At 39.6% G+C, this 14,860-nt stretch carries 8 protein-coding genes; 4 read left to right on the top strand and 4 right to left on the bottom strand.

Annotated features, from left to right (window positions below):
- Positions 1-13 precede the first annotated feature (13 nt).
- Entirely contained in the window at positions 14-814 is an 801-nt protein-coding gene (locus HDF25_RS17200; protein WP_184626986.1) for a hypothetical protein, read from the top strand.
- A gap of 41 nt (positions 815-855) precedes the next feature.
- Here the strand turns inward: HDF25_RS17200 and HDF25_RS17195 are convergent, their stop codons facing one another.
- The 4 genes from HDF25_RS17195 to HDF25_RS17180 form a co-directional block, all read right to left on the bottom strand.
- On the bottom strand, positions 856-1,653 hold the full coding sequence (locus HDF25_RS17195; protein WP_221450941.1) for a DUF4249 domain-containing protein: 798 nt from the start codon (positions 1,651-1,653) through the stop codon (positions 856-858).
- Positions 1,654-1,665: 12 nt separating this feature from the next.
- A complete protein-coding gene (locus tag HDF25_RS17190) occupies positions 1,666-4,308 on the bottom strand; it encodes a carboxypeptidase-like regulatory domain-containing protein (RefSeq protein WP_184626982.1) in 2,643 nt (880 codons plus the stop codon).
- A 109-nt stretch (positions 4,309-4,417) separates the two neighbouring features.
- On the bottom strand, positions 4,418-5,395 hold the full coding sequence (locus HDF25_RS17185) for a FecR family protein (protein ID WP_184626980.1): 978 nt from the start codon (positions 5,393-5,395) through the stop codon (positions 4,418-4,420).
- A gap of 82 nt (positions 5,396-5,477) precedes the next feature.
- The gene (locus HDF25_RS17180; RefSeq protein WP_184626978.1) at positions 5,478-6,086 is read right to left on the bottom strand and encodes an RNA polymerase sigma factor; all 609 of its coding nucleotides are present in this window, start codon (positions 6,084-6,086) and stop codon (positions 5,478-5,480) included.
- A gap of 125 nt (positions 6,087-6,211) precedes the next feature.
- On the opposite strand from HDF25_RS17180, the gene HDF25_RS17175 reads away from it, so the two are divergent.
- The 3 genes from HDF25_RS17175 (at position 6,212) to HDF25_RS17165 (ending at position 14,813) form a co-directional block, all read left to right on the top strand.
- A complete protein-coding gene (locus tag HDF25_RS17175) occupies positions 6,212-6,754 on the top strand; it encodes a GNAT family N-acetyltransferase (protein ID WP_184626976.1) in 543 nt (180 codons plus the stop codon).
- A gap of 135 nt (positions 6,755-6,889) precedes the next feature.
- Complete coding sequence (locus HDF25_RS17170) at positions 6,890-13,153, top strand: alpha-2-macroglobulin family protein (protein WP_184626975.1); 6,264 nt, start codon at positions 6,890-6,892, stop codon at positions 13,151-13,153.
- Between the two features lie 55 nt (positions 13,154-13,208).
- Positions 13,209-14,813: a PAS domain-containing protein gene (locus HDF25_RS17165; RefSeq protein ID WP_184626973.1), complete on the top strand. Its 1,605-nt coding sequence runs from the start codon at positions 13,209-13,211 to the stop codon at positions 14,811-14,813.
- Positions 14,814-14,860 lie beyond the last annotated feature (47 nt).

Below are 14,860 nucleotides of genomic sequence, written 5' to 3'. Positions count from 1 at the left end.
AACTTACAAGGTCATGATGAAAATATTTTTGGGTGCAGCTGCTTTAATTGTACTCTTTGCCGGATGTAATTCAGGAGAACAAAAAGTGAAGAATTACATACCCAGGACCCTTTCTAAAAATGAGACATTTAACTATTTTCCGGCTGATGCTTCGGACTCAATCTCTTTGTTTAAATTTAAGAAGCCAGGAGAGGACGAGTTTCTTGCTGTGAAATTCAGGGACAGTGCGGTGGTTATTCAGGAAGGAAAATCGAATCCTGGTAAGGTGCTTTATAAATTTTTGTCCGCCCAGTTTATCAATAAACAAAAGACGTGTTTGCTGGTTCGGGCAGCAGACAGTTTGGCGCTGATACCGCATGTATTTCTGATTGCGGTAAACAAGGGTGCATTGGAAGTCATCAGTTTATCCCGTCCGTCAAATGGAAGAGATGATGAATCATTCAGTGGAGGAATAGAGAGAGTTGGTGCTACCGGATACCTGGTCAATAATGATTTTTTTATAACCAATGTCACTGCCAATGTTTACCTGATTAAAAGACAGTTTCCTCAGGAAAGAATTCAGGGAAAAATTCTGATGCTATCTCCTGATAAACGAACCATCGTTTTTACTGTGAAGGATTTTTTCTATCAGGTTAATTACCGGACTGATGAGGTTGTGAGTGAACCAATTGCTGCCGGCAGTCCTAAAGATATGGGCTCCGTTTATAAATGGATTACAAATAACTACAGTTACAAGGAAAATAAAAGTGGGAATACCTTCCTGAGGCATAATGACGACAACAGGATTGTCGATATGAGTGAGTTTAAAAAATAAGTTAAGGGCAGTTTAAACTGCCCTTTTTTTTTGTCTTATTATTATTTGATAATCAGGCTCTTACGCTGTGTGGTGTGGGCGCTGAAAAATCCTAATGCACCCCCGGTTATATTACTGATCGGGTTTGCCGGAGAACCGTTGCCGGTACCTTTGGCACCATTTAAACTAAACAGATAGAGATAAACTGAAGGATCAATGCTATGCATTTCTACGCCTAGTTTATCGCCTCTTTTAATGTCTTTTGATCTGTCTTTGGTGGTATTCTCAAAAACCACACTAGCATTCACAGTCTGGCCGGTAGTGAAGTCATTGTTTGTTACACTATAATTCGCTTGTCGCTGATCATTGACAAACAACTCAAACCAATAAAAATTTTTAGTAGCCGCTGAATCCTTATATTTTACGTAGGCGATGGTTCTCAGGCTGTCAAAATCAGCTGGTTTCATATAAAAATCTAAAAATGGTATAGGAGCGGGCATAGTACTGGCCGCAGTGAATACCTGGCCGTCTATGGTTGCTGTCATATGATAGGTCTGACCTGGAGTCCCGTTAATTGCACTGGTCTTATAAACTCCGGGAATGGTTTCCTGAAGGGTCACAACAGCACCATTATTTTCAATTTTAACATTGGCACCACTTACTCCACTGAAGGTATTGTCAGCATTGAAGTTTTTAGTCTTGCTGATTAAGACACTGCAAACTCCCGGCTCATTGGTGATAGTCCCTTCAATTACATATTTGACCTCGTTATTGGGGATTTTGAGTTCTATTATCTTTTCACAGGCAGAAAGAAGTATGGACATTAACAGCATAAGTGTTATATTATATATTGGTTTCATATAGATATCTGTCTAAAATTTAAAATCGTAAGAAATCGAAGGAATAAACCGGAATAAGGTTGTTTTAACAGCATCAGTCTGGTTAGGGTTATTCACATTATCCTTGAATTCGATTGAATAAGCATTTGATCTACCATAAGCATTATACAGACTGAAGCTTAGCTCAGAAGAGAATTTTTTAGTCTGTTTCAGTTTACGTGTTGCACCTAAATCCAATCTGTGGTAGGCAGGCATCCTGTCTGCGTTCCGTTCTGAAAAGTAAAAGTAATTCTCTCCCAGTAATTTATATTTTGCATTAGGAAAAGTAACGGCGTTTCCGGTAGAGAATACCCAGTTGGCAGATAAAGACCATTTTTCATTTAATGCGTACATGCCTACAACAGAAATATCATGAGTTCTGTCCTGACGGGTATTATACCACTGATTATTGTTAATACCATCTACCTGTCTCTCGGATTTGGAAAGTGTATAGCCTACCCACCCCGTCAGTTTGCCCGTTTTCTTCTTAATCAGCAGCTCTATTCCATACGCTCTTCCTTTACCATAAAGTAGCTGGGTTTCTATGGGTTTATTCGTATAGATATCGGCACCATCCCGGTAGTCAACCTGGTTCTGAAGCGTTTTGTAATATATTTCTGAAGTAAATTCATAGGCATTCTGTCCCAGATTCTTATAATAACCTAATGATACCTGATCACTGATCTCTGGTTTGATGATATTGGTACTGGCGAGCCACCGGTCAGTCGGAGAAGATGCGCCCGTGTTGGAGATCAGATGGAGATTTTGTGTGTTGCGGACATAAGATGCTTTAAACGAAGTGGATTCATTGGTCTGAAGGGCAGCAGCAATCCTGGGTTCCAGATTGAAATAGGTTTTAACTATTTCCCCGCTTTTATAGCTGGTTGTTCCTGTTACCACTCCGGCGTTGTTGACCTGATAATAATCCCCTTTTCCTAAAATAGAAAAAGCCGATAAACGTAAACCATAAGTCAGACTAAACACATCATTAGCTTTCCAGGTATTACTGATATAGGCAGCATTTTCCAGTGAATACCTGTTCTGAAGATCCTGAGAGATGAAACCTGTGTTTCCATCGGCTCTTACTTCCCCTGGTTTTATCGTGTGATAAATCGCATTCACACCAAAAGTCACCGTGTTTTTATCATTGGCATACCATTGGATATCTTCTTTGAAATTCCAGTCTCTGATTTGTGAAAACAAGGAAAGCGAATTCTGGTCTTCATTACTTTTGATTGTATAATCGTAATTGCTGAAAATCAAAGAAGTATTGGAAAAGAGTTTGCTGTTGAAAACGTGGTTCCAGCGTAGGGTAGAGGTGATATTACCCCAGTCCAGTCCTAATAGTTGTTTTGAACCTAATACATCTCTGCCCAGGTAACCAGAGATAAACAGCCTGTCTTTATCTCCCAGTACATAATTCGCTTTTGCATTGAGATCATAGAAATAGAGTTTCGTTTTTCTGACCGTCGAGTCGGAAGACAACTTAAGGAATGGATCTAAAAATGTTCTCCGTGCAGCAATCAGGAAAGACGATTTCCCTTTCTGTATCGGGCCTTCCACGCTAATTCTGGCAGCAATCATACCTACTCCTCCATTAACGGCCAGTTTCTGATTGTTTCCATCATTCATTTTTACATCCATCACGGAAGATAACCGGCCTCCGTACTGAGCTGGCATTCCGCTTTTATATAGGGTCACATTTTTAATCGCATCCGAATTAAATGTCGAGAAGAAACCCAGTAAGTGTGTCGCGTTATAAACTGGTGCTTCGTCCAGTAAGATCATGTTCTGGTCGGCGCTGCCCCCTCTGACAAAAAAGCCACTTGTACCTTCAGTAGATGACTTAATCCCTGGTAAAAGCTGTAAAGTTTTGATGATATCTCTTTCACCGAGTATGACAGGAATAGTTTTAGTTTCGGATACACTTAATCGTTCAACTCCCATTTGCGGATTATCTATCTCTCTGCGGGTAGTTGATGAAGTAATATTCACAGTTTCCAGCTCATTCGCATTATCATCCAGTGCAATATTCAACGTTAGATTTTTATTTAATTCAATAGCCTGAGTCCTGGTTCTGGAACCAACGGCACTAATTTCTATATGGTATTTACCCGTTGGCAATGTCAGTGAATAGAAACCATATTCATTACTTATTACAGCTTGTCTGGTCCCGGCAACTCTGATGGTTGCTGCAATGAATGTTTCACCTGTTGTAGAAGAGGAAACTGTACCACTCAAAGTATGTTTTCGACCTTCTGCCGGATTTGCCGCCGGGTCGGCCATGACGTTTTTTTCTTTCGAGGGGTCATATTTGATGTAAACTTCTTTTCCCAGTTCCGAGAATTTAAAAGGCTGATCAATAAACAGCAGCGTTAATATTTCATTTAAGCTTTTGTCTTTTGCATTGACACTGACTTTCAGTTTGCTGCTTGCTACCTGGTCATTGTAGGTGAATTTAGTCCCGCTGATGTTGCTGATTTTGTCCAGGGCAGATTTTAAAGATTCTTCTTTCAAAGAGATACTTAATTTTTTTTGCAGTGGGCTCTGTGCGTAAGACTGTACTTGTACGCAGAGCAGAATGAGTAACAATATGACAATAAATGTCAGGAACCTTAAGGGTTCGGATTTTTTCATAACTTTATATATAAATATTGATTTTAATATGCCCCACAGTTCTCAAGGCTTGGACATCTTTTAATTGATTGGATACTTGTCCGGTTTTCTAGCTTTAGAAACCGGACATTTATTTTACGATAACATATAGTCCTCCTTCTTTCTTCCAGTTTACTTCCATTACTGTACTTAACTTGTTCAGACATTGTTCAATAGGTAATGTCATATCCAGCTGACCATAAAATTTACCAGGCTCAAGAGATGGTGCCAACTGGATTTTCTGGTGATATTGCGTTTGCAGATCCGTAAGCACTTCACTGAAATCAGTTCCTTTATAATCAAACAAACCCAGGCGCCTGTTGAGAAAATCGCTGGCGGCAGGGTAGTTCATCTTTGTGATTTTCTCTGCTGCCTTATTCACGGTAACTCTTTGATTTGGACTGATGATTGCCTGCTGATCCTTATTTGCTGTTTTCAAAGCCACAGCTACTTTTCCGGTTACCAGGGTAACTTCAATATCCGGACGGTTTCTATAGGCATTTACATTAAAGCTGGTACCCAGTACTGTGGTACTGACATCCCCACTCTGGATAATGAAAGGATGATGGACGTCATGTACGACTTCAAAGAAGGCCTCTCCATCCAGGTTTACAATACGTTTACTCTTATCAAATTTATCGGGAAAACTTAATTTACTGTTTGGGCTCAGCCAGACTCTGGTGCCATCAGCCAGTTGTATTTGTTTGTGTTCCGCATTTTTACTGAAAACCTCCAGCTGATGGACAGGATTAAAGACCTGGGAGACTTTTTCACGGAAAAGATAAGCCCCTCCCAATACAAGTAGTATTGCAGCAGCTGCACTAAATTGTCTGAACCTATAACCGATCCTGCGAATTACCGGCGCAGGTTCTTTGACAAGGAATGATGGGATAAGCCCGCTTTCAGGAACAGCTTCTGTATTGTCCCATGTAGCTGACATCAATGCTGTGATTGCTGAATCGTCCTTTGTTTCTCTAAGCAATTCAAAAAAACGCTCCAGTTCAGTTGCAGAGCACTGGTTGGATAGATACAGCTGATAAAGTTCCTTTAATTCGTCTTTGTCTTCCATGGTATAGGTCTTTATGATTTTCCAGAACGCTGTCGTTCTATCCGATCTACATACTACTATACAACTGTCGGGAGCCTAAGGACTAGTTCGAATGAAAATAATTTGCCGAGGCAATGATAAAGCAGATGACGCTGCCATTTTTACTTACATATTCTCTGATAGACCGGGTTGCTTCTACCATATGATTTTTAACTGTATTTTTTGAGATATTCAGCTGCCTGGCAATTTCATCGTGACTTAATTCATCCTTGCGGCTCATCTGATAGATCAGTTTTTTTTGCTGTGGCAACCTTTCGATAGCTTCTTCATAGATTTTACGGAGTTCTTTTTCAAGAATCCTGTCTTCGGTTTTGTTGGAACTGGTTTCTATATTGTTAAATACCTGCTCCTGCAAAGCTCTTTCACGTGCTACCTTTTTAAGGTGGTTCAACACATGGTTCAGCGTTATTTTTTTGATGTATGCAGAGAATGAAAGTTCGGTATTGAGCTGTTCTCTTTTATGCCAGATCTTGATAAATACCTCCTGAACGGTTTCTTCTGCGGTGACAGTTGATTTACTCAGCTGGTAAGAATAGGTATATACCTTGCTTCTGTATTGATTATAAATTTTTATAAACGCAGACTCATCACCCTCCCTGAGTTTAATCAGCAGGTTTGTATTTTCCAGTTGCTCCGATTGAGGTATATCCATGAATATCTGGGTCAATGTTAAATATTTTTTTTTATAAACAATAGGTGTTGCCGATTCTTTAATTTTGGGTTTATACCGGTAACCAGTAATATAGAATTGTTGATTTCCATTTAATCTGCCAGAAAATGATAACTGATAAACCTTATATTTTTAAATCTGAACGCCTGGGTTTCCGGGAGTGGACTGATCAGGATCTGGAAGGACTAACTGGTATAAATACTGATCCTGAGGTGATGCATTATTTTCCATCGGTACAGTCAAAGGAGCAGACATTGGCATTCATGACCAGGATGCAGCTGCAGTTTTCTGCAAAAGGGTTCTGTTATTTTGCTGTAGATAAGTTGTCGGACCAGGAGTTCATTGGGTTTGTCGGACTGTCGGAGCAGACATTTGAGGCCAGTTTTAATCCTTGTATAGATGTGGGCTGGAGGTTAAAAAAAACAGCCTGGAATAAAGGCTTTGCTACAGAAGGTGCTGAAAGATGTTTAGACTATGGCTTTCATCAGCTCGGGCTGAAAAAGATAAATGCCATGGCGCCAAAAGTAAATTTGCCTTCTCTGAACGTGATGAGAAAACTGGGGATGAGAGAAGTACTGAGTTTCGATCATCCGCTGTTACTGAATGATACAAGGCTCAGGGAGTGTGTATTGTATGAAAAACTGGGTTAATGCTTTCTGTAATTCTGTATTTTTATATCTGCTGAATAAATCAAATTAATTATACCGTAATATCTGGACTTTGTTTAGCTTACTGGAGGTTATGGAATTTAAAGAATAAGCTCATCTTCCTTAAAAAATGCTCATATGAAAACTGCTTTACTTTGTTTTATCTGTCTGTTATTCACAATCAAGACATTCTCCCAGCAACGTGCTAAAAACAGAGATGTTGATTTTGCTAAAGTCGATTCTCTGGCCAATGATGCAAAACCAAAAGAAGCGCTGGCATTAATCAATAGTTTAAACCGGAAAGCCAGGGCTGAAGGCAATACAGTTTTATTGATTAAATCTGTTATGTACCGTACTCTGTTTCAGAGTTATCTGGAAGAAAATGCCCTCCCTAAAATCCTGACCGATTTAAAAGCAGATATACAGGTTGCAAAACAACCGGAGAAAAGTGTGCTTTTATCTTTACAGGCAGAAACTTACTGGACATATTATCAGCAAAACAGGTATAGGATCTATCAGAGAACCGAAGTTCAGGCTGATACCGGGGCTGATATCAGGACCTGGTCCCCGAAAAAGATAACGGATGAAATTACAAAAAGCCTTCTTTCTTCTCTTTCTGAGAAGGAGTTATTACAAAATACAAAGGTTGGTATTTTAAACAATATCCTTTTGGGTGATACTTCGACAAGATATCTGAGACCGACGCTTTACGATCTGCTTGCCCATCGTGCAATGGATATTTTAGTGAATACAGAATTGGATCTGTCAAATGCTGATGATGAGGAGGTTGACAGCAGTTCTTCTACTATAGAACCATTGAAGATTTTTCAGAACCTGATTCAATACCATACCAGTCATCACAATGAAGCAGCATTGGCCGATGTTGAGCTTAAAAGACTAAAATTTATTTATCAGAAAAGCACTGATGAAAATAAAGAAGAAAACTACCGGAAGTCTCTGGACTTACTGGCTGTGCAGGCTATTCACACAGAAATTTATGCGGATTTAGTATATGAAGAAGCACTGTCTTATAAAAACGAGCAGAATTTGCAGGCTGGTCAGAAAGCAGATTTGATTAAAGCAGTGGAACTTGCAAATAAAGCAATACAGGCATTTCCTAAAAGTAATGGAGCGATGAATGCTGCAAACCTAATTAAAGAGATTAATCGTAAAACATTAAGAATACAATTAAGGGAATTCATCCAGCCGGGTCATCCATCTCAGCTTTTCTTTTCCTATAAAAATCTGGATACTATAAAATTGCAGCTTTTCAAGGTTCCAGCGACGGTAAATGATTATTATTCCAATTTTAACAATAAGGAAAATTATCAGGAATTTTTAAAAGATAACCGGGCTATAAAAAGCTGGTCTGAAATCTTGCCAAAAGCAATTGATTATCAGGAACATACATTTATTGGGAAAATGGAAGCCCTTCCTAATGGTAACTATGTTCTGATTGCGCAGAATACAGCAGATACTAACCAGGTTGAACGGCTGGTTCAGTACAGTAATTTCAGGGTGAGTTCAATGGCAGTTACCCAGAGATTTCTCTATAATAAAAATGAATATTTTGTGGCCAGTAGCCTTACCGGGGCTCCGCTTAAAGGAGTAAGTGTCCAGGAGATGGAGTCGGGTATTGAAAATAATCAGCCAAATCCTTTCTTTAAGACTAAAGGAGATGGCTATGCTGTATTAATACCCCACAGTAGCTTAAGGAACCTGACAGCGCGGTTTGTTGATGGTACCGACACTTTGTATATGCCTTTGAGGAATTATAGAAATAACCAGGAAGAGGCAGTTCATAAACAGGTAGTTTTGTTTACTGACAGGGCTATCTACCGTCCGGGACAGACTGTATTTTATAAAGGTTTGCTGATGGAGGGCAAGGGTAATAAATACAGTATTCTTCCGGGCCAGAAAACAGTACTTACATTTAAAGATGTCAATGGTAAAGAGTTGGACAAGCTGGACGCGATAACCAATGATTTTGGAACATTCCAGGGTTCATTCACGATCCCTACCGGAAAATTAAATGGTACAATGAGATTGGTTACTGATTATGGAAGTAAAGAAATACAGGTAGAAGAATATAAAAGACCCACTTTCGAAGTTGTTTTTGATCAGGCAAACCAAAAATATAAACTCAATGACAGCATAAAAGTACAAGGCAAAGCATTGTCTTTCTCCGGGTATTCAGTTACTGGTGCTAAAGTGGTTTATAAGGTGTACAGAAGCATTATTCCCAATTTTTATTATGGGCGTCCTTATCGTCAGGAATCACGTAAACAAATCGCTATTGGTACTACGGTTACTAAAGAAGGAGGTAGTTTTGATATTACCTTTTTTGCAGCTGCAGACCAAAAGCTGAATGAAAACTACACTTTTAATGTCGAGGCTGATATTACGGATTTGAATGGAGAAACAAGGACGGGTACCAAAAGTATTAATGCAGGTAAGACAGATATAGTGATCAATGCAGGCATACCTGCGCAGGTGTTTTTAAAACCTAAGACTGATACTATTCCTTTTGAAATAGTGAATTTAAATGGAGAGCCGATAGCTGCAAAAGTAAAAGTAGAATGGACTACGCTCCAATCTCCTGGAAGGCTGGTCAATCAGTCTGCATTTTCATCCATACCAGACAACTATAGTTTAGGTAAGGAAGAGTTCCTTAAAATATTCCCTTATGAAAGTTATAAAGGGGATAGCGAACCAGAGAACTGGCCCACTCTTCAAAATGGTTATCATCAGGATTTAACTGTTAGTGACGGAAAAGGAGTGTTAACCTTAGATTGGAAAAGTCATGCGCCTGGTTATTATAGGGTTAAACTCGCGGCGGAAAATAAATTCGGTGATACCGTTTCGATCAATAGAATAGTCCGTATTTATCCTGCAGACCCTGAAGTTATTCAGAGCATGAATGAATGGCTGGTCACTGAAAAAAATACTGTTTTGCCTTCAGAAAGTGCCGTGTTCAGAATAGCAGGAGCTATAAAAGATGCAAAAGCCTACTACGAAATATATTACAGAGGGAAAATTGAAAAGAAAGTATGGATTGACGTCTCCCCGAAACAGACCATTATCAATGTCCCGGCACAACCGGATTATGGAGATGGATATGCCGTTCAGTTCACAATGATCCAAAACGGGGTTATTTATAATTCTTTACAGTCAGTGAAAATTATAGATCTCTCTAAAGAGCTGGAGATTAACTTTCTGACCTTTCGTAATAAATTACAACCTGGAGAAAAGGAAAAATGGAAGTTGAGGATTACCAGTAAAAAAGGGGAGAAGCAAATGGCCGAAATGGTTGCTACTTTATATGATGCCTCTCTGGATGGTTTACGGAAATTAGAATGGGAAAATATCGCTGCATCAGCTTATAGTTATTATGCTTATCGGTGGGAATTTGACAGAAACTCAATTCGTAGTGGAAATGAACTTTGGTTCTTAAGAAATTACAGCAACGATTACAGCACACCACTACGGAATTATGAGAAACTGAATGCGATCGGGATTGATATTCCAATAACAAGCAGCTATGCCTATCGGCAATATTTACAAATGCTAGAATTAAAAACTATAAAGGGTAATAGTTCAATTGTCCTTCAGAAATTAATGAATCTGCAGAAGGGAAAGAATAAATATGGTCTGGTAAGGGACAAAAGTGGGAATACCATACCAGGAGCTCTAGTGTCTTCAGCTAAAGTTGCTGTGGCTACCGACCAGTACGGAATTTATAGCATCAATGCAAAATCAGGTGATCAGCTGAAAATTCAGATGATTGGCTATAAAACTGCTTTGGTTCGTTTCACAGAAGCGAAAAGGTTAGATGTTGTACTGGAGCAAGATGGAAGTTCATTAAAAGAAGTTGTTGTGACTGGCTTAGGTGTACAAAGAAAGACTGTAGCTTACAGTAGTTCGCAGATCACACTCAGAGGGGCATCAACTTTAGCCGGTCAGGTTCCAGGTGTTCCGATTGCTAATGCTGATGTAGTTTCTAATCCAGGTATTCCCGGAGCCGGAGATAAAATCGAGATGCACGCTGCGGCAGGGGGAGCACCAAACATTGTTCCCCGGACAAATTTTAATGAAACTGCATTCTTTTATCCTCAGTTAAAAACAAATGAAGCTGGTGAAATCGATATTGAGTTTACAATTCCTCAATCACTAACAAGATATAAAATGATGGGTTTTGCCCATACCAAAGACCTTAAAACAGGCACTGTTGAACGTGAGCTGATCACACAAAAACAATTGGCTATTTCGGCAAATGCTCCCCGTTTCTTCCGTGAAGGGGATACGATCCTTTTCAGTGCAAAACTGAATAATTTATCTGGAAAGGACCTTAGTGGTGAGGCCTCCTTAGAATTAAGAGATGCCTTAACCGGAAAAATTATCCAGATTCTTTCTCCGGAAGGAAATGCCCTGCAAAAATTTGCATTGGCAGATAAAGGGAATGAAGTCTTGAAATGGCCGTTAATTATTCCATCCGGGATCAGTGCGATAACCTATAAGGTATTGGCCCAATCCGGAAAATATAGTGATGGAGAAGAGATGACTATTCCGGTTTTACCAAATTCTATGCTGGTTACCGAAACGATGCCTTTAAACGTGAGAGGAAATACGACAAAAACCTTTACCCTCGAAAAATTACTAAAATCAGGATCTTCAAAAACAATAAGAAACCAGGCACTGACTTTAGAATTTACAGCTAATCCTATCTGGTATGCGGTACAATCGCTGCCTTATTTAATGGAATATCCATATGAATGTGCGGAACAGACTTTCAGCCGTTTTTATGCGAATAGTTTTGCCACCGGAATCATCAATAGTTCTCCAAAGATTAAAGAAGTATTCAATCAGTGGCAGCAAACAAATAATGGAGAAGCCCTTCTTTCCAATTTAGAGAAGAACCCTGAACTGAAGTCGGTTTTATTAGAAGAAACTCCCTGGGTAAGGGCTGCTTCTTCAGAAACGGAACAGAAAAAACGTCTGGGTGTTTTGTTTGATTTAAACAGGATGAGTTACGAGCTGAAAAGCAATTTTGAGAAGCTGGAAAAGATGCAAAAACCGAATGGTTCTTTTGCCTGGTTTACAGGAATGAGTGAAGACAGATATATTACCCAACATATAGTTTTAGGGATGGGGCAGCTTGAAAAACTGAATTTGATTGATCAGAAGGCATTTCCTGGATTTAATCAGATACTGAATAAGGCTATCATTTACCTGGATAACCAATTGATTCTTGACTTCAAAAAAGAAACTTCAGGAAAAGGTATTGCGTATCTGCCTTTACATTATCTGTACGGACGTAGTTATACCAATCAGGAAAATAAAGATCCTGAATTTAAAAAAGCTGTCGCTTATTATCTGAAAAGACTGTCCGAAAGCTGGAAAACAATGGAGCCTTATCAGTTAGGTCAGGCTGCATTGGTTTTGAGCAGAAATGGAAACAGGCCAGAGGCATTGAAAATCATTAATCTGTTAAAAGAAAGGGCACAGCAGAGCGATGAAATGGGTATGTACTGGGCAAATAACCGTAGTGGCTGGTGGTGGTATCAGAATCCGATTGAGACACAGTCCTTATTAATTGAGGCCTTTGATGAAGTTGCTGCAGATGCCAGTTCAGTGGAGGAAATGAAAATCTGGCTGTTGAAAAATAAACAAACCAATGATTGGAAAACAACCAAAGCGACAGCTGCGGCCTGTTACGCCTTATTGATGAAAGGTTATAATTTATTAGGAGAATCTGCTGAACCGGAAATCCTGATCGGCAATAAAACATTCAGCGAACTGGGCATCACAGCTGGCAGTAAAGAAGCTGGTACGGGTTATCAGAAAGTAAGTATAGCAGGGGCAGCTATAAAACCTGAAATGGCTGAAATTAAAATTAAAAACAATAATCAGTCAATTGCCTGGGGTGGGGTGTACTGGCAATATTTTGAACAGCTTGATCGGATTACGCCTTCACAGACCGGGGTTAAAATCAAGAAACAATTGTTTATACAGAAACAAACGGCAAAGGGAGATGTGCTTACTCCGATATCTGCGGCTAATCAACTTGCAACCGGTGATTTGTTAAAGGTGAGAATAGAGATTTATACAGACCGGGATATGGAATATATACACCTGAAAGATATGAGGTCAGCAGGCTTCGAACCGGTAAATGTAATTTCACAATACAAATATCAGGATGGGCTGGGGTATTATGAAAGTACGAAAGATGCTTCTACAAATTTCTTTATCAGTTATTTGCGTAAAGGTGTCTATGTATTTGAATATGCTTTAAGAGTCACACATGCAGGAAGTTTTTCTAATGGAATAACTTCTTTACAGTGTATGTATGCCCCCGAATTCACGACTAATTCCGAAGGGATCAGGGTGCAGGTAAAGCCGTAACGTCCCGGGAGGGAAACCAATATTTATCGCTATGTTTAATATATAAACGCTTTAGTTGAAAAATAAGAATTACATCGTATTACTATACGTGACCATAGGTATTATATGGGTGGCTTTAAGCGATCAGTTTATCGCCATGTTAATTGACGGTATGCCTGTACATGACAGGGCATTGGTCAATAGTTTAAAGGGGTTTATGTTTATTGCATTCAGCGCCTTACTGCTTCATTATCTTGTTAATCTTTATAACAGGGGGCAAAAGCGGGAGATGGAATATCTGCAGCGGAATCTCGAGAATAGTAAGAAGGGGCAGCAGCAGTGGCATTATGCGCAGAAAATGGCTAAAGTGGCCAGCTGGGAGTATTTTATTCAGCAGGATGAAGTCATGTGGTCTGATAGTTTGTATGCACTTTTTGGTTTACAGCCTGATGCTGCAATTACACCAGCATCATTTTTTATGGAACGTGTACATCCTGATGACGTTCATGGCTTTAATGATCATCTGGAAGTCGTACTGAAAAGCGGCGAACTGGATTATGTACACCGTCTGCAAATAGATGGAGAATGGCGTCATGTACGTCATGCGGGAATTGTCGTTTATCAGGATGAACAGCCTTTGAAAATTATGGGGGTGATGCAGGATGTCACAGAAAGTTTCAACCGTGAACTATTATTAACCAATGCACTGGAATGGCATGAACTGGTTAATAAAGCAACTCATGATGCGATCTGGGACTGGGACCTGAATACAGATAAACTGACATGGAATGCTGGCTTATTACCCCTGTTCGGTTATGATTGTAAACAGATACCAGATACACTGGACTGGTGGGAGGACAGGATACATCCACTGGAAAAAAAAGAGGTCATCCACAGTCTGGATAACTTTGTGAAGCTTACTAAAAAACGCTGGGAAGCGTCTTACCGTTTTAGGTGTGCTGATGGAAGTTACAAATATGTTTTTGATCAGGCTTATTTACTCACAGGTGAAGACGGTGTACCTAAACGGGTTATTGGTGCAGTTAAAGATATAGATGAATTAAGTCGTAAAGATGAGGAGAACCGGCAGCTCGCTGAAGTGGTTGGTAAGGTCAGAAATGGTATTGTCATTAAAGACATTGCACAAAGGATACAATGGGTGAACCCTGCATTTGAACGGCTGACGGGATATGAATTGGAGGAGCTGAAAGGTAAATTGCCTGAAGACATTTTATACGGGCCGGAAACTAACAGATCGACCAGGGAAATTATTCAGGATACGTTAAAAGAACAGGACTATTTTTATGCAGAAATTGTAAACTACAATAAAAGCAGAAACCCTTATTGGGTTGAAATTAACAGTACTTCAATCTATGATTCGGATGGTCAGCATTCGGGTTATATAGATATCGTTACTGAGATCACAGAGCGAAAAAAACGCGAAGCACAGATTAATGAACAGAATCAGACTTTAAAAGAGATCGCCTGGATCAATTCGCATGAAATACGCAGACCCGTAGCTTCTATTCTGGGGCTGTCAATGTTAGTGGAGAACACAACCGATCAGGCTGAAAAGGAAGAATACTACAGGATGATTAATAATTGTGTGAAAGAACTGGATGAAATTATCCACCAGACAGCGGCGAAGGTGAATGAACTGACCAGTAGGGAAAGAGACTGAGCCATTAGCTGATTTATGGGATTTCATTAAGATAATCAGTCTTTGGA

The organism is Pedobacter cryoconitis (assembly GCF_014207135.1).
GTDB classification, from domain to species: domain Bacteria; phylum Bacteroidota; class Bacteroidia; order Sphingobacteriales; family Sphingobacteriaceae; genus Pedobacter; species Pedobacter cryoconitis_D.
This window is presented reverse-complemented; position numbering and strand designations above follow the sequence as displayed.

Bases quoted from the DNA above. Each gene is read 5' to 3' on its own strand.
- HDF25_RS17200 (WP_184626986.1), top strand. From the start codon at position 14: ATGATGAAAATATTTTTGGGTGCAGCTGCTTTAATTGTACTCTTTGCC.
- HDF25_RS17195 (WP_221450941.1), bottom strand. From the start codon at position 1,653: ATGAAACCAATATATAATATAACACTTATGCTGTTAATGTCCATACTT.
- HDF25_RS17190 (WP_184626982.1), bottom strand. From the start codon at position 4,308: ATGAAAAAATCCGAACCCTTAAGGTTCCTGACATTTATTGTCATATTG.
- HDF25_RS17185 (WP_184626980.1), bottom strand. From the start codon at position 5,395: ATGGAAGACAAAGACGAATTAAAGGAACTTTATCAGCTGTATCTATCC.
- HDF25_RS17180 (WP_184626978.1), bottom strand. From the start codon at position 6,086: ATGGATATACCTCAATCGGAGCAACTGGAAAATACAAACCTGCTGATT.
- HDF25_RS17175 (WP_184626976.1), top strand. From the start codon at position 6,212: ATGATAACTGATAAACCTTATATTTTTAAATCTGAACGCCTGGGTTTC.
- HDF25_RS17170 (WP_184626975.1), top strand. From the start codon at position 6,890: ATGAAAACTGCTTTACTTTGTTTTATCTGTCTGTTATTCACAATCAAG.